We start from the raw sequence: 21,013 nt of genomic DNA, 5'->3' as shown, positions 1-21,013 counted from the left end.
ACCGGAAGGTGTTGAGATGGTCATGCCGGGCGACAACATCAAAATGACTGTGAGCTTAATTCACCCAATCGCAATGGACGAAGGTTTACGTTTTGCGATTCGTGAAGGTGGTCGTACAGTCGGTGCGGGCGTTGTAGCGAAAATCATCAAATAATTGATGGGTTAACCGCACATCCGAAAGGCTCATTTAAAGGTGGGCATAGTAATAAAAAGCTAAGTTCTTTGGAACTTGGCTTTTTTACTTTTTCCGAACAATTATTTGCAATAGCATTGTAACCTCCTGTCTCGAAATATGAACGAATAAAATTTTATTATAGGTTCATTAACAAATTTTTTGTCCGGTATGTCATTATTTATTTTTAGTAAATACTCTCTTTCTTTTCTCTATCTTTATTTCCTTATTGTTTCCCCATAAACTAGCTTCCCTCAATTCACACCTGATTTCTATTTTATCTTTGGAGTTTTTTTAATGAAGAATGTGCTGATTATTAAATCAAGTATCCTAGCCAACAATTCAACCTCAAATCAATTAGTGGATTACCTTAAATCTAAAATCTTGGCAAACATCGTCGAATATGATTTTGGCTCAAATCCATTACCTTATTATGATTTAAATGCCGCATCGGGTACCCGCGGAGAACCGCAAAATGACGCTCAACGCCAAGCATTAGATCTCTCAAATCAGTTGATTGGTGAAGTGAACCATAGTGATGTACTTATTTTTGCCGTACCGATGTATAACTTGGGTATCCCGGCACAACTTAAAACTTATATTGATTATTTAAACCGCGCAGGTGTGACTTTCCGCTATACTGCGAATGGTCCGGAAGGCTTAATTAAAGGTAAAAAAGCGATTGTTGTCTTAGCTCACGGCGGTATTTATAAGGATGGTCCGGCAGATTTGACTAAACTATATATGCAAACTGTGTTGAATTTTATCGGTATTACCGACGTTGAATTTGTTTATGCGGAAGGGATCGGTTATGGTCCGGAAGCTGCAGCTAAAGCCATTGATGTAGCAAAAGCAGAATTAGATCGTATTGCGAAAACATTATAATTATGATGTAAGTAGAATAATTAATTCAAAGTGCGGTAAAGTCTTATATTGCGGGTTTTATTGCAATTTTTTCCTACTATGTCTTCAAAAAGAATAGGCATAGCAACGACTGCTGCTATGCCTATCTAATCATTAACGGATTAACCGTTTTTTCGATGTATTTCACTTTTTGTCAAACAATACAACACAATAACCAAAAAGAAGTAAAAAATAGAGCCGGAATTGTGAGCTAAAAAGGTTTGGCTCAGAAAATAGAACATAACGGATACAATATGAACAATGCCCAAGATGGCAATGCATTTTAGTTCCAAATCGTCACTTTTCACTACAGTTAAAAAATACTTTAACGGAATGATTAATACCAGTAACAAGCCGAAAAATCCAATAATTCCCCGTTTGACCCAAGATTCTAAGTATTGATTATGGGTATCGTTGAAAACCAATGTACTGCTCGACATGGTTTTACTGTCTACTTGTGCTTTTTTTAAGGCTTGATAACCGTTACTGCCCCAGCCTAACACCGGTTTTTCCCGAATGGCGAGAACGGCATTTTCCCACATGTCAAAACGGGCGCCGAGTGACGTGTTTTCTTCCCCGTGTTCCAAATATTTTTCGATATCGGATTTAGCGACGTGGAATCGTTGCATGACATCCGTTTTCGGGTTCAACGCAACCAAAGTGATAAATGTCGCGAAGATACCGACAATCAGCAAAATAAAGCGTTTGTTCAGATATCGGCGATAGCATAATAACATTGTCGCCATCACAAACGGAAACCCGACCCAACCGCCTCTGGCTCCGGTTAACGCACTGGCGAACATACCTAACAGTGCGCCAATGAGGCAGAATAAAGCTAATCTCAATTCTTTTTTAATCCCCCAATACACCGCAATAGCCAAGCTGAGCGTTGCCAATGTAATGGCGACATTACCCGATTGAATGTGCATGGTGTCGGGAAACGGTTTCGGTAATCCGAGAGCGAATTTTTGATAGGCTGCCAAAAGACCGCTCACGGCGGAGCCGATAGGAATCGCATAAAAAACGATTTTTACGTTAAGCGGAAATTGCGCGAATAACAATATTAGCGGTAAAAACAGTAACACTCGGCTCGGGTTATCAATTTCCCTTAAGCCGTCCCCATGTACGACGGTGGAGATGACAAAAGTTATAAAATAAGCTAAAAAAGCCCATATCAAACGTTTGTCATCTTTATCGAAGGCGAACCCTGCTCGTGATTTGACGCCATAGATACCAAGATAAACAAGGCTTGATATCCCCAAAATCATGGGAACGTAGCTGTAGCCTTTTTTAAAGGTCAAAATCGTGACAAAAAACACGGCAACCAATATGTTGATCAGGAACGTCACGTGTTTATGATTGATTTTTTTTAAAGCGGTAAGCATGTAAACACTCTCTTTGGAGAAAACGGGCGGATTATAACAAAGTTTATTCGGAGAATACTATTTCGACCACCTTATTTGATACAATAGCGTAAATTTATTCGACATAAGAGCATATTATGAAAATTTTAGTCACCGGCGGTGCCGGGTTTATCGGCTCGGCAGTGGTACGCCATATTATTCATCACACTCCCGACTCGGTCGTTAACGTGGATAAATTAACCTATGCGGGAAATTTGGAGTCGTTGACATCAGTCGAAAACCACCCGCGTTATGCGTTTGAACAGGTTGATATTTGCGATAAAACGGCATTAATGCAAGTCTTTCACCGGCATCAGCCGGATGCCGTGATGCATTTGGCGGCGGAAAGCCATGTCGATCGCTCTATTGATGGCCCGGGGGCATTTATTCAAACCAATATCGTGGGAACCTATACGTTATTGGATGTGGCTCGCAGCTATTGGCACAACTTGCCGGAGGCGCGAAAATCCGCATTTCGTTTCCATCATATTTCAACCGATGAAGTTTTCGGTGATTTGGAAGGTACCGAGGATCTCTTTACCGAAACAACGCCTTACGCGCCTTCCAGTCCGTATTCGGCGTCGAAAGCCGCCAGTGATCACTTGGTACGGGCATGGTTACGCACTTATGGTTTACCGACGATTGTGACGAACTGTTCAAACAATTACGGACCGTATCATTTCCCGGAAAAGTTGATTCCGCTCATGATCTTAAATGCTTTGGAAGGTAAACCACTGCCGGTGTACGGCAACGGTATGCAAATTCGTGATTGGCTGTTCGTTGAAGATCATGCTCGAGCGTTATATAAAGTGGTGACGGAAGGTAAAATCGGTGAAACGTACAATATCGGCGGACACAATGAAAAAACCAATATTGAGGTTGTTCGGACGATTTGTGCCTTATTGGAAGAATTGGTACCGGGCAAACCTGCCGGTGTGACAACATACAACGCATTGATTACCTATGTGACGGATCGCCCGGGGCATGATGTGCGCTATGCCATTGACGCCTCGAAGATCGCAAGAGAATTGGGTTGGAAGCCGCAGGAAACGTTTGAAAGCGGTATTCGAAAAACCGTGGAATGGTATTTGCAGAATAAAACATGGTGGAGTCGCGTATTGGACGGCTCCTATAACCGAGAACGCTTAGGTCAATACAAATAACAAGCGGTCGGATTTTGCAAAAAATTTGCAAAAACGAACCGCTTGTAAGGTGGCAAGATGAAAGGCATTATTTTGGCAGGCGGTTCGGGTACCCGCCTTTATCCGATAACCCGAGGAGTATCAAAACAACTGTTACCGGTTTACGACAAACCAATGATTTATTATCCGCTATCGGTATTAATGTTAGCGGGTATTCGCGAGATTTTAATTATCACCACACCGGAAGATCACCGTGCGTTTAAGCGCTTATTGGGTGACGGATCCGATTTTGGCATTCGATTGGAATACGCGGTACAGCCGAGCCCGGACGGACTGGCGCAAGCGTTTTTGATCGGTGAAGCATTCATCGGTCAGGATACGGTTTGTTTGGTGTTGGGCGATAATATTTTCTACGGACAGCATTTTACCGGTGCCTTAAAAGAGGCGGCGGCACATGTTGAAAAGAAGGGCGCAACGATATTCGGATATCAAGTCAAAGACCCGGAACGTTTCGGCGTGGTGGAGTTTGATGAGCAATTTAAAGCCGTTTCCATTGAAGAAAAACCGCAACGACCAAAATCCAACTATGCGGTGACCGGTTTGTATTTCTATGACAATCGCGTTGTGGAATTTGCCAAACAGGTAAAACCGTCCGCCCGCGGCGAATTGGAAATTACGACGTTAAATGAAATGTACCTTAATGACGGTTCGCTCAATGTACAATTATTAGGACGCGGTTTTGCTTGGTTGGATACCGGGACGCACGAAAGTTTGCACGAAGCCGCCGCTTTTGTCCAAGCCGTGCAGAATATTCAAAATATGCAAATCGCCTGTTTGGAAGAAATCGCATGGCGTAACGGTTGGTTAAGTGCGGCACAAGTAGAAGCGCAAGCCAAGCCGATGGCGAAGAATCATTACGGGCAATATTTGTTACGCTTAATTCAAGGAACAACATAACGTATGGCAAGATTTCTGATTACCGGCGCAAAAGGGCAAGTCGGGTATTGTTTGATGCAACAATTACAGGGAAAAGCCGACGTTCGGGGGCTTGATCGTGATGAGCTTGATATTACGGACAGGGCGGCAGTGTTCCGTGCCGTCAACGCCTTTCGACCGGATGTGATTATCAACGCGGCGGCACATACGGCGGTGGACAGAGCCGAGCATGAGGTGGCACTGTCCGAGGCGATTAATGTCAACGGGGCGCAATACCTTGCGGAAGCAGCGGACGGCATCGGTGCGATAATTCTCCATATTTCAACGGATTATGTCTTTAACGGCGAAGGCGAACACGCTTATCGGGAAGAGGATGAAACGGATCCGCAAGGTGTTTACGGCAAAACGAAATTAGCGGGGGAGCTTGCCGTGCAGCAGGCTAATCCGCGTTCCGTTATTTTGCGTACCGCATGGGTGTTCGGCGAACACGGGCATAATTTCGTCAAAACCATGCTGCGCTTAGCGAAGGAACGGACGACATTGGGGGTGGTGGGCGACCAAATCGGTGCGCCGACCTATGCGGGTGATATTGCCGCGGCATTAATTCATATCTCAACTCAGCTTTTAGCATGCCGACAACCTCTTTTCGGGGTTTATCATTTTAGCGGTCAACCTTATGTCAGTTGGTGTGAGTTTGCAAAAGCGATTTTTAAGGAAGCCGAATTACAAAATATGTTGCAAAACGTACCGCTTGTAAATTGTATTGCAACATCCGATTACCCGACACCGGCGAAACGGCCGGCAAATTCCCGCTTGGATTTAACAAAAATTCAGGACACATTCGGTATCAAACCGAGTGATTGGCAACGCGCATTAAAAAATCTTAAGGCATATGCATCATGAAAGTCATTGAAACACGCATCCCGGACGTAAAACTTTTAGAACCGCAGATCTTCGGCGACGAACGCGGATTTTTCATGGAAACCTTTCGTGATAATTGGTTTAGACATAATGTCGCGGATCGCGTTTTTGTACAGGAAAACCATTCAAAATCACGACAAGGTGTTTTACGCGGCTTGCATTATCAAACGGAAAATATCCAAGGCAAATTAGTCAGAGTGGTTTCGGGGACGGTGTTTGATGTTGCCGTCGACTTACGTCAATCCTCCCCGACGTTCGGACAATGGGTCGGCGAAGTGCTGTCTGCCGAAAATAAACGCCAGTTGTGGGTGCCGGAAGGGTTTGCCCACGGTTTTTACGTGATGAGCGACGAAGCCGAATTTGTTTATAAATGCACCGATTATTATAATCCGTCGGCAGAACAGGCATTGATTTGGGATGATCCCGATATCGGTATTGCTTGGCCGTTGTCAGGCGAACCGAGCTTATCGGCAAAAGATTTGGTCGGAAAGCGTTTGAGCGAAGCGGTTTTATTTGATTAAGCCAAAACAACTTCTTTACTTCAATGCGGTGCTGAGGTAGAATACCGCACCTTTTTTAGTTCTATGCCGCCCCGATTTGTGCGGTTTAATTTAAACATATCTTTTCTGAGGTGATGGCACATGCCAGTAATTAAAGTTCGTGAAAATGAATCATTTGACGTTGCATTACGTCGTTTCAAGCGTTCTTGCGAGAAAGCAGGTCTTTTAGCTGAAGTTCGTGCACGTGAATTCTATGAGAAACCGACAACAATTCGTAAACGTGAAAAAGCATCTTTAGCGAAACGTCACGCTAAACGTAATGCGCGTGAAAATGCACGCAGTACTCGTTTATACTAATTTGATTTAGTTGACAGTATAACATTGAGACCGTGAAACCTACAGGAATCACGGTTTCAACATTTATAAAAGCCATTCTTTTTACAAGCGGTGCGATTTTGTGAATTTTTTGCAAAATCAGACCGCTTGTATTCCAAGCAAGGAGACAGTCAATGAAAGGTTCCATTCCCCGTTCGTTTATTGATGATCTTATTGCGCGTACCGATATTGTTGAGTTGATTAACAGTCGGGTCAAATTGAAAAAAGCCGGGCGCGATTACCAAGCCTGTTGCCCTTTTCATCATGAAAAAACGCCCTCTTTTACCGTCAGTCAATCCAAACAGTTCTATCATTGTTTTGGGTGTGGCATGCACGGTAATGCAATCGGTTTTTTAATGGAATACGATAAATTGGAGTTTCCCGAAGCGGTTGAAGAACTTGCCGCCATGCACGGATTGGAAGTACCGCGGGAAAACGTGATCCATCGGGATGGGCAAGCCGCTCAGACCAGTTATAAAACCCGCCGCAATTTATATGAGTTATTAGGGGCGGTAGCAACGTTTTATCAACAGCAATTGGTGCGGGAGACGACGGCTCAAGCTTATTTACAACAGCGGGCATTATCGCAAGAGGTGATTGAACGTTTTGAAATCGGTTTTGCGCCCAATGCCATGGATACTGTGTTACGCCGTTTCGGGAATAATCCTGAAGAGGTTCAGAAGTTACTGGATACAGGGATGCTTTCAAAAAATGATCGAGGGCATGTTTACGATCGTTTCCGCAATCGGATTATGTTTCCGATTCGGGATAAGCGTGGGCGGGTGATCGCCTTCGGTGGTCGGGTCATGGGGGATGAGAAGCCGAAATACCTGAATTCGCCGGAATCCGCGACCTATCATAAAGGCAGTGAACTCTACGGTTTATATCAAGCCTTACAACATGAAGCCGAGCCGACTTTTCTGTTTGTTGTGGAGGGCTATATGGATGTTGTGGCGCTGGCCCAATACGGTATTACCAATGCCGTTGCGTCGTTAGGCACGGCAACGACGGGCGAACAGATTCAGCAAATGTTTCGTTGTACCGAACAAATCATTTGTTGCTATGACGGAGACCGAGCAGGGCGCGAAGCAGCCTGGCGTGCATTAGAAAACGCCTTGCCTTATTTACACGACGGACGTCAGTTGAAATTTATTTTTCTCCCTGACGGCGAAGATCCGGACAGTTTTGTACGAAAAGAAGGCAAAAGCGGCTTTGACGCCTATTTGGCAAATGCCCAAACGCTTAGCGATTTTTTATTTGATTCGTTACTAATGCAAGTCGATTTGTCCACCAAAGAAGGAAAATCCAAATTGGCGTCATTGGCGGTTCCGCTGATTAAGCGCATCCCGGGAGACATGTTGCGTGTCTATTTACGAAATATTCTCGGGCAAAAATTAGGCATTCTTGATCCGACTCAACTTGAAGCGTTATTACCGCAAAAAGCCATTGAAAATAAGCCGTCTAACCACAATATGCCAAAGATCGAGCGGACGCCGATGCGTTTGTTAATTGCCTTATTGTTACAGCATCCGGAATTGGTTGAAAACGTCCCGGACGATATATCGTTTTTATATGCTTTGGAAGAAAAAGGGTTTGATCTGTTTTTACAGCTGACCGAAATATGTCGACAGCATGTCGGGATGTCAATGGGCGGTATTCTTGAACATCTGCGTGATAGTCATCATTATCGCCACTTGGTCGTCTTGGCAAATTGGGATCATCTTGTCGCGCCGGAGCATATTAAAGATACCTTTATCGAAACGTTAGACTTCTTTTATAAAAAGTTAGTCGATAGGCAAATTGAGATCCTGATGGCAAAAGATCGTACCACAGGATTGGGCAGCGCTGAAAAGCAAGAATTAATGATGTTGCTTGCAGGGCGAAATTAAGCGGTCACTTGTTAAGAATTTTTTGCAAATCTATTTATCGTTAAAAAGCAGTGGTATAATCTCCCACCTGTTTTGCACGCACAGATACGGATAATATTTATGGAACAACAATCTCAGTTAGAAGAACAACAATCGCAGTTAGAGCTCCTTATTGCTCAAGGACGTGAGCAAGGCTATTTAACGATTTCGGAAGTACATGACCACTTACCGGAAGAGTTGGTTGACGCCGATCAGATCGAAGATATCATTCAAATGATCAACGATATGGGAATCAAAGTCCTTGAAGTTGCCCCTGATGCGGATGAGCTGATGCTTGCCGGTGCGATTGCAGATGAAGATGTCGTGGAAGAAGCTACCAAAGTGCTTTCGACGGTGGAGTCGGAATTAGGTCGTACTACCGACCCTGTTCGTATGTATATGCGTGAAATGGGAACCGTGGAATTACTGACCCGCGAAGGGGAAATCGACATTGCAAAACGGATTGAAGAAGGGATCAACGAGGTGCAATGTGCCGTTGCGGAATATCCGGAAGCCTTGACTGATCTAATTGCACGTTATATGCAGGTCGAAGAGGGGGCGATGCGTCTTTCCGACCTGGTGACTGCGTTTGTTGATCCGAATGCGGAAGAATCGGCGCCGATTGATGAATTGGAAGCGGATTTGGATGACGAAAATGAAGACAGCGTTGTGACAGCAGATGTGGATGACGAAAGCGAAGATGAAGACGGTGAAGGCAGCGGCGACAATGGCGATGACAATTCGATCGACCCGGAACTGGCTCGTGAGAAATTTTACGCATTGCGTGATCAACATGAAAAAGCGTTACAAACCATTCAAAAATACGGACGAACCAGCAAACGTTCAAAGGAGCAAATTCAAGCCTTGTCCGATATTTTCCGTGAATTCCGTTTAGTGCCGAAACAATTCGATTTGCTGGTGGAATCCATGCAGAAAATGATGAAACAGGTTCGGGCGGAAGAGCGTCAAATTCAGCGTTATGCGGTGGAATATGCCAAAATGAAGAAAAGCGATTTCATGAAAGCTTTCCAAGGGCATGAAACCTCCGAAGCGTGGATTGAAAAAGCCATTAACGCAAAAAAAGGCGGCGCACCGAAATTGGTGGAATATATTGATCATATCCGCGTCAACATTGCTAATTTGCAGAAATTGGAAGAGACTACCGGCTTGACGATTGCCCAAATTCGCGAGATCGGCGGACGTATCTCGGAGGGTGAATTAAAAGCCCGTCGTGCGAAAAAAGAAATGGTAGAAGCCAACTTACGCCTTGTAATTTCCATTGCGAAAAAATACACCAACCGCGGTTTACAATTCTTAGACTTGATCCAAGAAGGGAATATCGGGTTAATGAAAGCGGTGGATAAATTTGAATATCGTCGGGGCTATAAATTCTCAACCTATGCAACCTGGTGGATTCGCCAAGCGATTACGCGTTCAATTGCGGATCAGGCTCGCACTATCCGTATTCCGGTACATATGATTGAAACTATCAATAAATTAAATCGGATTTCCCGCCAATGTTTACAAGAAATGGGACGAGATGCGACACCGGAAGAGTTGGCGGAGCGCATGGGCATGCCGGAAGATAAGATCCGCAAAGTCTTGAAGATTGCCAAAGAGCCGATTTCAATGGAAACGCCGGTCGGTGACGACGACGATTCACATTTAGGTGATTTCATTGAAGACAGCACGTTAGAGCTGCCTTTAGATTCGGCAACGGCGGAAAGTCTGCGTATTGCAACTAATGAAGTGTTGGAAGGTCTAACCCCGCGTGAAGCAAAAGTCCTTCGTATGCGTTTTGGTATTGATATGAATACCGACCACACATTAGAAGAGGTTGGTAAGCAGTTTGATGTAACCCGTGAGCGTATTCGCCAAATTGAAGCGAAAGCACTGCGCAAACTGCGTCATCCGAGCCGTTCTGAAACGTTGCGTAGTTTCTTAGACGATTAATCAGATTCTATCCTCGGCTTCAAAAACCGGGGATTTTTTTATGATAAGGAGAATACGATGAAAAAATTGTTATTAGCGACCGTCGTTGCTTCGGCGTTGGCTTTATCGGCGTGTGAAGATACGAATTTGCCGCAGAAAGTGTTTGAGGCAGAGAAAAAAATCGTTCAGCTGGAAACGGATTTAAAGAAATCTCAAGCGGATCTGAAAACCAAATCCGATGAACTTGGTGCGCTTAAGAGAGAGCATGAAGGGCTCAAAAACCAATATACAGAAACAAAAACTACCTTGGAAAACATCGGTTTTCCGTCGCTAAAGGTCACGATTGAACCGTTATTCGAGAAATCGGAACATCTGAAATTCGGTAAAGATCCTAAAGATGAATTCGCACGGGAAGATACCACAGTCAGTATGTTCGTTTCCGTGCCGAAAACCCGGATCGAATGGCTTAATCAATTGCTGTTGGCGGAAATGTTTAAAATGTGGTTGGTCGAGAATGAAAAACTCCCGGAAAACATCACGGTTGAATTATTGACTCAGCGATTACAAGAACGCTATGGAGCGATGCTTGAAGAAGCTAAAGAGTTTAAGCCGATAGCACTGAGCGAAAGCCTTGATAGTTTTTATATCGGGCAACGCAACGGTATTGTGACCTTCTCTTTGACTTCCCATAGCTACAGCGGCGGAGCTCACGGTATGTTTGCCGTTCAATATATCAACGTAGATACCAACAAGAAAGCTGTGATCGGATTAAATGATTTAATCAGCGAGAAAAATCAAACGAAAGTGAAAGAATTATTATGGGAGCAATACCGTATAGCTAGGACGGATATCGATGGAAAGTATGTAGGATTTGCCGATAAAAAGGATTTCCGTATTTCCGATGATTTTTATTTTTCGCCGACGGGAATAACGTTTGTCTATCCGCCGTATGAGTTAGGCTCATTTGCTGAGGGAATTGTGGAAGTCAGCCTGTCTTGGTATGAAGTGAACGCACTCTTGAACGGCGATTATCAACTTAAAGCACAAGACGGTTTTGGGTTGAATAAGATCGAAAACTGATCGTTTGCAATATATTGAGTAGAGTAGACTAAAAAGTAGCTTAAAGTCTTATATTACAGGCTTTAAGCCACGTTTCGTCTATTACGCCTTTTTATTCCGACACCAAAGTGGGTCAAATAAGATTGATAATTTGCAAATTTTCCGTCAAAACCGACCGCTTGTATGATGCGAGATCAGCCGACCCAAACAAACTTGGCGATAAACAGCAATGAAACGACGGCAACTGCCGGGTTAATCTCTTTGGCTCTACCGGTACAAAGTTTCATCACACAATAGCTGATAAAGCCGAAAGCAATCCCTTCGGTAATCGAGTAGGTAAACGGCATCATTGCGGTGGTAATAAAGGCCGGCGTGGCTTCGGTTAAATCGTCCCATTTCACTTCAATCAGGCTCGATGCCATTAAAATGCCGACAAAAACCAGCGCTCCCGCCGTTGCATAAGCCGGTACAACGGCTGCAAGCGGTGAGAAGAAGATTGTTAATAGGAAAAGCACGCCAACAACGACAGCCGTTAAACCTGTACGACCGCCCACAGAAACGCCCGATCCGCTTTCGATATACGTACTGATTGCCGAGGTTCCCATATAAGAACCCGCCATGGCACTGACGCTATCCACATAAAGCGCTTGTTTCATTTTCGGGAAACGCCCTTGCTCATCGGCTATGCCCGCTTTGTTTGTTACGGCAATTAACGTACCCGACGAGTCAAACAGATTGACCAACATAAACGAGAAAATAATTCCGAGCAAAGCGGTATCCAGCGCCCCCGCTACGTCAACTTGACCAACGACTGCTTCAAGGCTTGGTGGTGTGGAAATAACACCTGAGAATTTGACATCGGGATCAAAGAGTAATGCTAATGCAGTGACAACCACGATTGAAATTAACACGCCGGAATGAATGCCTTTTGCCGCTAAAACGACAATAATAAAGAAACCTAAAATGCCCATTAACACTTTCGGATCGTGTAATTCGCCTAACGCCACTAACGTGTCCGGATTCGCCACCACTAAGCCCATGTTTTTAAAGCCGATTAAGGCGATAAATAAGCCGATACCTGCGCCGATGCCAACCCGCAAACCAAGCGGAATGGCTGACATGAACCAGTAGCGAACTTGCAATACGGTCAATACAAACAAGCCGACGGAACCCCAGAAAATTGCGCCCATCCCCGTTTGCCACGAGTAGCCGAGCTTCTGAACCACCACAAAGGCAAAGAATGCGTTTAACCCCATTGCCGGTGCGAGGGCGATAGGCAGGTTACTGAATAAGCCCATCGCAATGGTGCCGAAAGCGGCGATTAAACAGGTGGTAACAAATACAACCTGCGTATCCATTCCCGCCACACCAAGAATCGACGGGTTAACGAAAACGATATACACCATCGTAAAGAAAGTGGTGATCCCCGCCACAATTTCGGTTTTGACATTACTGCCTTTTGCTTTCAACTGAAATAGTTTTTCTAACATGATTATGCCCCAATAACTAAATTATTCGTAAGTTAAAACGTCTTTCAACAATTCCACCGCTAAAAACGCCAGGCTGAAACGTTGTTCATCGGCGACAGTCCAGAATTGTAAGGTATTGTCGTTTTTATTGAGTAATTGGCTGATTTGCAGCGCATTCGCTTCTTCATTTTCACCGTTTTTCACCGGGGTAACGACAGCCTCGGCATTAAACTCAACCCATTCTTGTTGTTGCCACTGCTCACTTAATCGGTTTGCGTCAAAGGCATATTCCGATTGCACTGTCACCATTTGTGAAACGCCATAAAAAACAGGTACTTGAACCGAATGAAACGTTATACAAGCGGTCAGATTCGGCAAAATTTTTGCAAACTGCAGTTCAAAGGCTCGGGAAAACGGCAACTGCTTCTCATCGCCTTGTACATTGGCGGGTACACAGTCAAAGGCTACACGCGGCTTTTCATCATCAAGCGGAATGCCGTTCAGCAATTGTGCGGTTTGCCCCGCCAGTTCGCGCACTTTTTCATCACCGAAATAGGCGGATGGTAATAATGAAGTCACAAAAATCTGTTGAAGCGGCTGATCGAGCAACGGTTTTAACGCAAGAGCAAGCTGGCTGATTTGCGGGTTCGCCAACGCTACGATATTACGTTCCCGCACGTTGGCGACCATTTCATTATTCACACTCGGTACAATAACCGGTACGTTACCGATTAACGCCGTGATACCGTACAAATCCAAGACGATACAACCCGCTTGCACTGCTTGAGCGAGCAATTCCGCATTTGCCATTTTTCCGGCAAACAACACATGGGTAAATTGCGACCAATCGACGTCATCCAATGCAATTTGTTCTATCGCTTTTGCCCCGAAACGCAAGGAATGTTCTTCACCGAAGTTTTCTAATTCCACGGCAGAAATCTGTTCAAATTCTAAACTGCTCTGTGCTAAAGCGCCTAATAATTTCTCAGCTAATAAAAAATCGGCAGCGATTGCCAAACGAATATTTGCCATTCTGTTCTTCTCTCGTCAAAATAAAGAAAAGATTTTACCCCTAATTCGCTTTTTTACGAAAGGAAAAACCGTGACACCTGCCATCAATTTACTGAAGAAACACCGCATCGCTTTTCAACTTCATCCTTATGAGCACGATCCGAACAACACCGATTTCGGGCAAGAAGCAGTGGATAAACTCGGTTTGAATGCCGATCAGGTATTTAAAACGCTATTGGTTGCCGAAAACGGCGATCAAAAGAAGCTCGCCGTGATGATTGTGCCGGTATCCAACATGCTGAATTTAAAGCGAGCCGCCCAAGCATTGAATGTGAAAAAAGTCGAGATGGCGGATAAAAATATCGCACAAAAAACCACCGGCTATTTGCTTGGCGGCATCAGTCCGCTCGGACAAAAAAAGCGTTTAACGACAATCATTGACCGTGCTGCGCTGAATTTTTCGACAATTTTTGTCTCCGGCGGAAAACGCGGATTGGATATCGAGCTGACTCCACAAGATTTAGCCGACTTGCTCTCGGCGAATTTTGAAGACATTCAAGACTGACAAGCGGTCTGTTTTGCACAAAAATTTGCAAATCCGATAATCAAAAAGATACGCGCTCCCTACGCATTCAGCCATTTCCAACGATTTTAGATTGTGCTATAGTTCGCACTTTAATAATTGGCTTCTCATTCTCATCTGAACGGGAGGCTCGTAGCCCAATATTGTAGTAATGGCAAAACAAGATTCAGATTGTATTACGCTTGATCTGTTCGCAAACATGCCGAAAGCCGGGCGACCTCGAACCAATCCGTTAACGCGGACACAACAAGCCCGTATTAATAAACGTAATCAGCTGAAACGTGATCGTTCATCGGGTTTAAAGCGGGTGGAATTGAAACTCCATTCGGATTTGGTGCAGGCACTGGAAGATAAAGCGGTCCTCCAAGGGGTATCGCGCGGACAGTTAATCGAAATAATTTTAAATGAGCACATCAATACGTAAGGTATTGCACAAACAAATAGGTATTTCAAATGGCAGTTGTCGGTTTATTTTACGGTAGCGATACCGGAAACACAGAAAATATTTCTAAAATGATCCAAAAACAACTAGGTGCAAATCTAGTGGATATTCGTGATATTGCAAAAAGCACAAAAGAAGATATTGAAGCCTACGATTTCTTATTAATCGGTATTCCGACATGGTATTACGGCGAATCTCAAGCAGATTGGGACGATTTTATGCCGACCTTAAAAGAGATTGATTTTACCGGCAAAATCGTCGGAATTTTCGGTTGCGGCGACCAAGAAGACTACGCCGAATACTTCTGTGATGCCATGGGAACGGTACGTGACGTTATTGAACCGAACGGCGGTACGATTGTCGGACACTGGCCGACGGAAGGTTATACGTTTGAAGCCTCTCAAGCCTTAGTGGATGAAGAGACTTTCGTCGGTTTATGTATCGATGAAGATCGCCAACCGGAATTAACCGAAGATCGCGTCAATCGTTGGTGTAAACAAATTTTTGATGAAATGTATTTAGCCGAATTGGCTTAATATATCTATTGGAGGATATATGTCTGAAGAAAATGTGAAACTACTGAAAAAAGTCGGCTTAAAAGTCACCGAACCACGTTTGACGATCTTGGAATTAATGCAAGTCACCCGTGAGGATATGCAACATTTTTCCGCCGAGGACATTTATAAATTATTATTGGAACGAAAATCGGAAATCGGTTTGGCGACCGTTTACCGCGTGTTGAACCAATTTGAAGAGGTCGGGATTTTAACCCGCCACAATTTTGATGCCAACAAAGCGGTTTATGAGTTAAACATGAATCATCAACACGATCACATCATCTGTATGGACTGTGGTAAAGTGTTTGAATTTAAAGATTCCGAAATCGAACGCCGTCAGCGTGAAATCAGTCAACAACACGGTATCGAGCTGGCGAACCATAGCCTCTATCTTTATGGGAAGTGCAGCAATATCAATCAATGCGATGAAAAAGATAAAGAGAAAAACTAACGCTTTTCATCATAGGCGCTTTTGATAAGCGGTGTGATTTTGCAAAATTTTTGCATAATCGCACCGCTTGTGTGTATTTAAACTTCGTAAAAAATTATGTCAGAAAATAATCCTGAAACGGTACCGGCTAAAATCCGCCAACCTCGAAAAATTTCACCTTTTTGGTTGTTACCGATTGTTGCCTTTATTGTCGGTGGTTTACTTTTTTTCCAAATTTTGAAAGAGCAAGGTGAAAAAATCACCATTCGCTTTAATGAAGGCGACGGCATTACCGCCGGTAAAACCATCATTCGTTACCAAGGCTTGCAAATCGGTCAGGTGAAGAAAGTTTATTTTGTCGACGACTTGAAAGAAGTCGAAGTCGAAGCCGAAATCAATCCGGAAGCCAAATCCGTTTTAACCGAAGGCACGAAGTTTTGGTTGGTCAAACCCAGTGCCTCTCTTGCCGGAGTTTCCGGTTTAGATGCATTGGTATCGGGTAACTACATCACGTTATTACCGGGCGAAGGAAAAAGTAAGAATGAATTTGTCGCCGAACAAGAGCCACCCGCCGTATCGGTCACCGACGGGGATTTATTGATTCGTTTGGTATCCGATGATTTAGGCTCGATTACCGTCGGGGCAAGCGTTTACTTCCGCAAGGTGCCGGTCGGAAACATTACCGATTACCGCTTTACCGCCGATCAAAAAAAAATTGAAATTGACGTCGTGATTGATAAAAAGTATGCCAATTTAGTCAAAAAAGACAGTCACTTTTGGAATATCAGTGGTATCAATGTCAATGCCAATTTAGGTACCGGTTTAAATATCTCGATGGATAGCCTTGCTTCCATCGTTCAAGGCGCAGTGGCTTTTGATTCACCGGACAATGCAGTGCCTGCCGAGCAAGGGCAAAAATTTGAGTTATACGACAATTTAAAATCGGCGCAACGCGGTAAAGAAGTCCGTATTACACTACCGGTCATGCCGAATTTGAAAGTCAATGAAACCCCGGTTTATTACCAAAATATTCAGGTCGGTGTACTTTCCGGGCTGGATATCTCGAATATACAGACGGCTGAAGGCGAATTAAACGACGACGTTCAAGGCACAATGACCGGTACCTTGTTGATTGATCCGAACCATACCGATTTGCTGCGTTCCGACTCATTGATACTGTTAAAAGAACCGCGATTTAACCTGAATAAAGAACAAATCAGTAAAATCAACGAGCTTTTCCGCGGTATCTTTTTTGATATTCAGAAAGGCAACGGCGAACCCCGCTTTGAGTTCACCGTACAAAAAGAATCCGATTACTTGCTCTCCCGACCGAATATTTTGGCGATTACATTAACTGCGCCGCAATCTTATGGGGTCGATCAAGGTCAGGGAATCTACTATAACGATATCCAAATCGGGGAAATTCTCAAACGGTCGTTGGCGCTGGATAATGTCACGTTTCAAGCGATTATTTTCCCGCCGTACCGCCATTTGGTTTCCGCCGACAGCAAATTCGTTGCGATTTCGAATGTGGATATGTCCGTCGGATTAGACGGATTACGGATTCATGCCGGTTCACCGTCCGATTGGTTGAAAGGCGGTATCCGTATCCTTGCCGGGAAAGGCGGTAGCGAACCGAACAAACATTATCCGCTTTATAAAGATATCGACAATGCCGAAGCGGGTATCACCAGTGCCGAAAAACGGGCGACGCTCACGCTCTCGGCAACGGAATTATCCGGTATCGATAGCGGTTCGGTCGTACTGTATCGGGATTTTCAAATCGGTGAAGTACTGAACGTACAGCCACAAAAAAATAAATTTGAGGTTTACCTTTATATTGAACCGAAATACCGCCATTTATTAAGCGAAACCAGTCGCTTCTGGGTTGAACCGGCGGTACAAGTTAATGTATCCGCCAGCGGATTAAATGTCCAAGCGGCTCCGCTGATGCGTACGCTAAAAGGTGCCATTAGCTTTGATAACGAGGGAGTAAAAGGCAACAAAACCTTATATGCCAGCTACACTAAGGCGACGTCAGGCAATACGTATATTACCTTGATTGCCAAAGATGCATCTAAATTAAGTAAAGGTATGCCGATCAAATATATGGGACTCACTGTCGGTACCATTGAATCCTTACAACTGGATAATGCAAAAAAACAGATCAAAGCCACCGCTTACTTGGAAGGGAAATATTATGCGATGTTAGCTAAAGCCGGCAGTAAATTCAGCGCCGTTTCCCCTGAAATCGATACCACCGGTTTCAGAAACTTAGATGCCGCATTACAAAACTACGTCAATGTGGACGCCGGTTCGGGAGAACGCCAAACACTGTTCCACATCAGCGATACCGATACGGTGAAAACCCAATACGGTAACGGCTTCCCGATTATTGTGGAAACCACGGATGCCAACGGCATTACACCGCAAGCACCTGTCATGTATCGCGGTATGCAAGTCGGTATTGTACAACGCCTCAGCCTCAGCGAATTGGGCGACCGCGTCTATATTCATTTAGCCATAAACAATCAATACAAACATTTAGTCCGTAAAAACAGTGAATTTTGGGCATCAACAGGCTATAGCATGGATATCAGTTTAAGCGGCGCAAGTATTAGCTCCGGTACGATGTCGCAGTTGCTCAACGGCGGAATCACCTTCTCAACGCCATCCGGCAAGGTCGTTCAACCGCAAGCGGAGGCAAATCAACGCTTTCGTTTATTGCGTAAATCGCCGGAGGGCGCACAAAGTTGGGATCAGGGTTCTGCACAATAGGCCCGAATCGTATGAGCGGAAGTCCCTATTTTTATGTTAATTTTTTTGGAGAAGATTATGCCATTATTAGACAGTTTTAAAGTTGACCATACTAAAATGAACGCCCCGGCAGTACGTGTGGCAAAAACCATGACAACCCCGAAGGGCGATACGATTACCGTATTCGATTTACGTTTTGTCCGCCCGAACGTAGACATTTTATCGCCTCGCGGGATTCATACCATGGAACATTTATTTGCAGGCTTTATGCGCGATCACCTAAATAGCGAAAGCGTTGAAATCATCGACATTTCACCGATGGGTTGCCGTACGGGGTTTTATATGTCGTTAATCGGTGCGCCTGCGGCGGAAGAAGTGGCAAAGGCATGGGAAGCCTCTATGCGTGATGCGTTAGAAAAAGTGCCGGACGAATCTAAAATTCCGGAATTAAACGAATACCAATGCGGATCGTATAAAGAGCATTCCCTTGCCGACGCGCACGATATTGCAAGAAACGTATTAAAACAGCCGATAGGCATTAATCGTAATGAAGATTTAACATTAGATGAAAAATTGCTAAATCCATAATTACTCATGCTTTTTGTCCCCCGACTTTAGGGGGAATTTCATTTTAGGAAAGTTATGCTAAACAAACTCTTCGAATGGTTTGAAAACCGTATCAATCCCTATCCCGAAGATCACCCTGCAACACCTCGTTCTAAAGTCATTCCGTTTATTTTTGAAACAACCAAAGGAATGCGGGGCTACTTTATTACGTTAATTGTATTTGTGGCGTTTATCGGGATCATTGAAGGGATCTTATTTCAATATATGGGAGAATTGGTTGACTGGGTAAACAAATATTCCGTTCAACAGCTTTGGCAAGAAAAAGGCACCTCGCTGATTTTAATGCTGATTGTGGCGTTAATGAGTGTAGTCTTTGTCTATCTTGCCTGCGCGATTCGCTTTCAATCTTTACAAGGTGTGTTCCCAATGCGTTTGAGATGGAATTTCCACCGTTTAATGCTTGGTCAGAGCATGAGTTTCTATCAGGACGAATTCGCCGGACGCGTTTCCGCCAAAGTCATGCAAACCGCTCTTGCGGTACGGGATGTGCTGATGACTTGTGCTGACATGTTGGTCTATGTGATTGTCTATCTCACCACCACCAGTGTCATTTTGATCCAACTTGACAGTTGGTTGTTCGTTCCGTTTATTCTATGGGTTATCAGTTTAGCCACGATTATTCGCGTCTATGTACCGAAATTGGCACAAGCCGCTCAAGAGCAATCCGATGCCCGCAGCTTGATGACGGGGCGAATTACCGATGCTTACTCTAACATTGCAACGGTCAAACTGTTCTCCCACGGCAACCGCGAATCCCGTTATGCCAAAGAATCGATGGAGGAGTTTATGGTAACCGTGCATAAGCAAATGCGCTTGGTGACCACCATTGAAACATTAACCTACTTTATCAGTATCGCATTGATTACGATCACAGCGGGTATTGGTTTATGGCTTTGGTCCGCCGGTCAAGTTACCGCCGGCGCGATCGCTACTTCTACGGCATTGGCGTTACGCATCAAAGGATTATCCCAATGGATTATGTGGGAATTCGCCCGCCTGTTTGAAAATCTGGGCACGGTACAAGACGGCATGGAAACCTTATCCAAACCGAAAACGATTGTCGACAAAGCCGAAGCCAAGCCGCTTGAAGTAATGCGGGGAGAGATTCATTTTAATCATGTGGACTTTGCTTATAATGCAAAAAAACCGTTATTAAAGGATTTTGAATTACACATTAAAGCAGGCGAAAAAGTCGGACTGGTCGGGCGAAGCGGTGCCGGTAAATCTACGCTCACTAACCTATTGTTGCGCTTTTATGATGTACAAAACGGCTCCGTCGAAATTGACGGGCAAGATGTCCGCAATGTCACCCAAGAGAGCTTGCGCTCGCAAATCGGTTTGGTGACGCAAGATACTTCTCTTTTGCATCGTTCGGTTCGGGATAATTTACTTTACGGTCGCCCGACGGCAACGGAAGAAGAGATGTTACGTGCGGTTGAGCGTGCTTCTGCGGCGGATTTTATTCCTTACTTAACCGATGCCAAAGGCAGAACGGGGTATGATGCACACGTCGGTGAACGGGGCGTGAAACTCTCGGGCGGACAACGTCAACGTATTGCGATTGCCCGAGTGATGTTAAAAGACGCACCGATTTTGCTGCTTGATGAAGCCACCAGCGCTCTAGATTCGGAAGTCGAAACGGCAATCCAAGAGAACTTAACCGAACTCATGGAAGGCAAAACCGTCGTGGCGATTGCTCACCGCCTGTCAACCATTATGGCAATGGATCGATTGATTGTATTGGATCAAGGCGAAATCGTCGAACAAGGCAGCCACGAAGAACTCCTCGCGTTAAACGGCGTCTATGCAAAACTGTGGGCACATCAAAGCGGCGGGTTCTTACCGGAGTAATTGACAAGCGGTGAGATATCGAGAAAATTTTGCAAA

At 44.5% G+C, this 21,013-nt stretch carries 19 protein-coding genes and 1 pseudogene; 17 read left to right on the top strand and 3 right to left on the bottom strand.

Annotated features, from left to right (window positions below):
- Positions 1 to 154: pseudogene (locus ACEYKX_RS02850) on the top strand (elongation factor Tu); the annotation flags it as partial.
- A 315-nt stretch (positions 155 to 469) separates the two neighbouring features.
- Positions 470 to 1,057, top strand: a complete 588-nt coding sequence (locus ACEYKX_RS02845; protein ID WP_373767019.1) for an NAD(P)H-dependent oxidoreductase — start codon at positions 470 to 472, stop codon at positions 1,055 to 1,057.
- A gap of 140 nt (positions 1,058 to 1,197) precedes the next feature.
- Here the strand turns inward: ACEYKX_RS02845 and ACEYKX_RS02840 are convergent, their stop codons facing one another.
- Complete coding sequence (locus ACEYKX_RS02840; protein ID WP_373767020.1) at positions 1,198 to 2,460, bottom strand: O-antigen ligase family protein; 1,263 nt, start codon at positions 2,458 to 2,460, stop codon at positions 1,198 to 1,200.
- Between the two features lie 116 nt (positions 2,461 to 2,576).
- Between ACEYKX_RS02840 and rfbB the strand changes: the two genes are divergently transcribed.
- The 8 genes from rfbB to ACEYKX_RS02800 all read left to right on the top strand — a co-directional run bounded on the left by rfbB (position 2,577) and on the right by ACEYKX_RS02800 (position 11,271).
- Positions 2,577 to 3,641, top strand: coding sequence for a dTDP-glucose 4,6-dehydratase (rfbB, locus tag ACEYKX_RS02835; RefSeq protein WP_373767021.1), 1,065 nt, complete (start codon positions 2,577 to 2,579; stop codon positions 3,639 to 3,641).
- 57 nt (positions 3,642 to 3,698) lie between these two features.
- Positions 3,699 to 4,577 (top strand): glucose-1-phosphate thymidylyltransferase RfbA, encoded by an 879-nt coding sequence (rfbA, locus tag ACEYKX_RS02830; protein WP_373767022.1) that lies wholly within the window; start codon positions 3,699 to 3,701, stop codon positions 4,575 to 4,577.
- A gap of 3 nt (positions 4,578 to 4,580) precedes the next feature.
- Positions 4,581 to 5,459 carry a dTDP-4-dehydrorhamnose reductase gene (gene rfbD, locus ACEYKX_RS02825; RefSeq protein ID WP_373767023.1) on the top strand — a complete coding sequence of 293 codons (879 nt, stop codon included), beginning with the start codon at positions 4,581 to 4,583 and terminating at the stop codon, positions 5,457 to 5,459.
- Positions 5,456 to 5,998, top strand: a complete 543-nt coding sequence (gene rfbC, locus ACEYKX_RS02820) for a dTDP-4-dehydrorhamnose 3,5-epimerase (protein WP_373767024.1) — start codon at positions 5,456 to 5,458, stop codon at positions 5,996 to 5,998. Before rfbD ends, rfbC begins: the two co-directional genes overlap by 4 nt.
- 120 nt (positions 5,999 to 6,118) lie before the next feature.
- Positions 6,119 to 6,334: a 30S ribosomal protein S21 gene (gene rpsU, locus ACEYKX_RS02815; protein ID WP_373767025.1), complete on the top strand. Its 216-nt coding sequence runs from the start codon at positions 6,119 to 6,121 to the stop codon at positions 6,332 to 6,334.
- 152 nt (positions 6,335 to 6,486) lie between these two features.
- Positions 6,487 to 8,241: a DNA primase gene (gene dnaG, locus ACEYKX_RS02810; protein WP_373767026.1), complete on the top strand. Its 1,755-nt coding sequence runs from the start codon at positions 6,487 to 6,489 to the stop codon at positions 8,239 to 8,241.
- A 99-nt stretch (positions 8,242 to 8,340) separates the two neighbouring features.
- The gene (gene rpoD / locus ACEYKX_RS02805; RefSeq protein WP_373767027.1) at positions 8,341 to 10,212 is read left to right on the top strand and encodes an RNA polymerase sigma factor RpoD; all 1,872 of its coding nucleotides are present in this window, start codon (positions 8,341 to 8,343) and stop codon (positions 10,210 to 10,212) included.
- A gap of 57 nt (positions 10,213 to 10,269) precedes the next feature.
- Complete coding sequence (locus ACEYKX_RS02800) at positions 10,270 to 11,271, top strand: DUF3298 domain-containing protein (protein ID WP_373767028.1); 1,002 nt, start codon at positions 10,270 to 10,272, stop codon at positions 11,269 to 11,271.
- Between the two features lie 173 nt (positions 11,272 to 11,444).
- On the opposite strand, the gene ACEYKX_RS02795 is transcribed toward ACEYKX_RS02800, so the two are convergent.
- Positions 11,445 to 12,740 carry an NCS2 family permease gene (locus tag ACEYKX_RS02795; RefSeq protein ID WP_373767029.1) on the bottom strand — a complete coding sequence of 432 codons (1,296 nt, stop codon included), beginning with the start codon at positions 12,738 to 12,740 and terminating at the stop codon, positions 11,445 to 11,447.
- A 21-nt stretch (positions 12,741 to 12,761) separates the two neighbouring features.
- Positions 12,762 to 13,751, bottom strand: a complete 990-nt coding sequence (locus ACEYKX_RS02790) for an oxidoreductase (RefSeq protein WP_373767030.1) — start codon at positions 13,749 to 13,751, stop codon at positions 12,762 to 12,764.
- A 70-nt stretch (positions 13,752 to 13,821) separates the two neighbouring features.
- On the opposite strand from ACEYKX_RS02790, the gene ybaK reads away from it, so the two are divergent.
- From ybaK to ACEYKX_RS02755, 7 genes are all read left to right on the top strand, one after another.
- Positions 13,822 to 14,295 (top strand): Cys-tRNA(Pro)/Cys-tRNA(Cys) deacylase YbaK, encoded by a 474-nt coding sequence (ybaK, locus tag ACEYKX_RS02785; protein WP_373767031.1) that lies wholly within the window; start codon positions 13,822 to 13,824, stop codon positions 14,293 to 14,295.
- 169 nt (positions 14,296 to 14,464) lie between these two features.
- Positions 14,465 to 14,737, top strand: coding sequence for a LexA regulated protein (gene ybfE, locus ACEYKX_RS02780; protein WP_373767032.1), 273 nt, complete (start codon positions 14,465 to 14,467; stop codon positions 14,735 to 14,737).
- A 29-nt stretch (positions 14,738 to 14,766) separates the two neighbouring features.
- Positions 14,767 to 15,291 carry a flavodoxin FldA gene (fldA, locus tag ACEYKX_RS02775; RefSeq protein WP_373767033.1) on the top strand — a complete coding sequence of 175 codons (525 nt, stop codon included), beginning with the start codon at positions 14,767 to 14,769 and terminating at the stop codon, positions 15,289 to 15,291.
- A 19-nt stretch (positions 15,292 to 15,310) separates the two neighbouring features.
- On the top strand, positions 15,311 to 15,763 hold the full coding sequence (gene fur / locus ACEYKX_RS02770) for a ferric iron uptake transcriptional regulator (protein ID WP_373767034.1): 453 nt from the start codon (positions 15,311 to 15,313) through the stop codon (positions 15,761 to 15,763).
- 96 nt (positions 15,764 to 15,859) lie between these two features.
- Positions 15,860 to 18,520, top strand: a complete 2,661-nt coding sequence (locus ACEYKX_RS02765) for an MlaD family protein (RefSeq protein ID WP_373767035.1) — start codon at positions 15,860 to 15,862, stop codon at positions 18,518 to 18,520.
- Between the two features lie 57 nt (positions 18,521 to 18,577).
- Positions 18,578 to 19,087, top strand: a complete 510-nt coding sequence (gene luxS, locus ACEYKX_RS02760; protein ID WP_373767065.1) for an S-ribosylhomocysteine lyase — start codon at positions 18,578 to 18,580, stop codon at positions 19,085 to 19,087.
- 54 nt (positions 19,088 to 19,141) lie between these two features.
- Positions 19,142 to 20,977, top strand: a complete 1,836-nt coding sequence (locus tag ACEYKX_RS02755; protein ID WP_373767036.1) for an ABC transporter ATP-binding protein — start codon at positions 19,142 to 19,144, stop codon at positions 20,975 to 20,977.
- The last annotated feature ends 36 nt before the right edge of the window (positions 20,978 to 21,013 follow it).

It is taken from the genome of Glaesserella sp. (assembly GCF_041817755.1).
In the GTDB taxonomy this organism is placed as follows: domain Bacteria; phylum Pseudomonadota; class Gammaproteobacteria; order Enterobacterales; family Pasteurellaceae; genus Glaesserella.
Note: the sequence above shows the minus strand (reverse complement) of the source record. Positions and strands in the feature narration are given on the sequence as shown.

Bases quoted from the DNA above. Each gene is read 5' to 3' on its own strand.
- ACEYKX_RS02755 (WP_373767036.1), top strand. From the start codon at position 19,142: ATGCTAAACAAACTCTTCGAATGGTTTGAAAACCGTATCAATCCCTAT.
- rfbB (WP_373767021.1), top strand. From the start codon at position 2,577: ATGAAAATTTTAGTCACCGGCGGTGCCGGGTTTATCGGCTCGGCAGTG.
- ACEYKX_RS02840 (WP_373767020.1), bottom strand. From the start codon at position 2,460: ATGCTTACCGCTTTAAAAAAAATCAATCATAAACACGTGACGTTCCTG.
- rpsU (WP_373767025.1), top strand. From the start codon at position 6,119: ATGCCAGTAATTAAAGTTCGTGAAAATGAATCATTTGACGTTGCATTA.
- fur (WP_373767034.1), top strand. From the start codon at position 15,311: ATGTCTGAAGAAAATGTGAAACTACTGAAAAAAGTCGGCTTAAAAGTC.
- rfbA (WP_373767022.1), top strand. From the start codon at position 3,699: ATGAAAGGCATTATTTTGGCAGGCGGTTCGGGTACCCGCCTTTATCCG.
- fldA (WP_373767033.1), top strand. From the start codon at position 14,767: ATGGCAGTTGTCGGTTTATTTTACGGTAGCGATACCGGAAACACAGAA.
- ACEYKX_RS02765 (WP_373767035.1), top strand. From the start codon at position 15,860: ATGTCAGAAAATAATCCTGAAACGGTACCGGCTAAAATCCGCCAACCT.
- rfbD (WP_373767023.1), top strand. From the start codon at position 4,581: ATGGCAAGATTTCTGATTACCGGCGCAAAAGGGCAAGTCGGGTATTGT.
- rpoD (WP_373767027.1), top strand. From the start codon at position 8,341: ATGGAACAACAATCTCAGTTAGAAGAACAACAATCGCAGTTAGAGCTC.
- dnaG (WP_373767026.1), top strand. From the start codon at position 6,487: ATGAAAGGTTCCATTCCCCGTTCGTTTATTGATGATCTTATTGCGCGT.
- ACEYKX_RS02845 (WP_373767019.1), top strand. From the start codon at position 470: ATGAAGAATGTGCTGATTATTAAATCAAGTATCCTAGCCAACAATTCA.
- luxS (WP_373767065.1), top strand. From the start codon at position 18,578: ATGCCATTATTAGACAGTTTTAAAGTTGACCATACTAAAATGAACGCC.
- ACEYKX_RS02795 (WP_373767029.1), bottom strand. From the start codon at position 12,740: ATGTTAGAAAAACTATTTCAGTTGAAAGCAAAAGGCAGTAATGTCAAA.
- ACEYKX_RS02800 (WP_373767028.1), top strand. From the start codon at position 10,270: ATGAAAAAATTGTTATTAGCGACCGTCGTTGCTTCGGCGTTGGCTTTA.
- rfbC (WP_373767024.1), top strand. From the start codon at position 5,456: ATGAAAGTCATTGAAACACGCATCCCGGACGTAAAACTTTTAGAACCG.
- ybfE (WP_373767032.1), top strand. From the start codon at position 14,465: ATGGCAAAACAAGATTCAGATTGTATTACGCTTGATCTGTTCGCAAAC.
- ACEYKX_RS02790 (WP_373767030.1), bottom strand. From the start codon at position 13,751: ATGGCAAATATTCGTTTGGCAATCGCTGCCGATTTTTTATTAGCTGAG.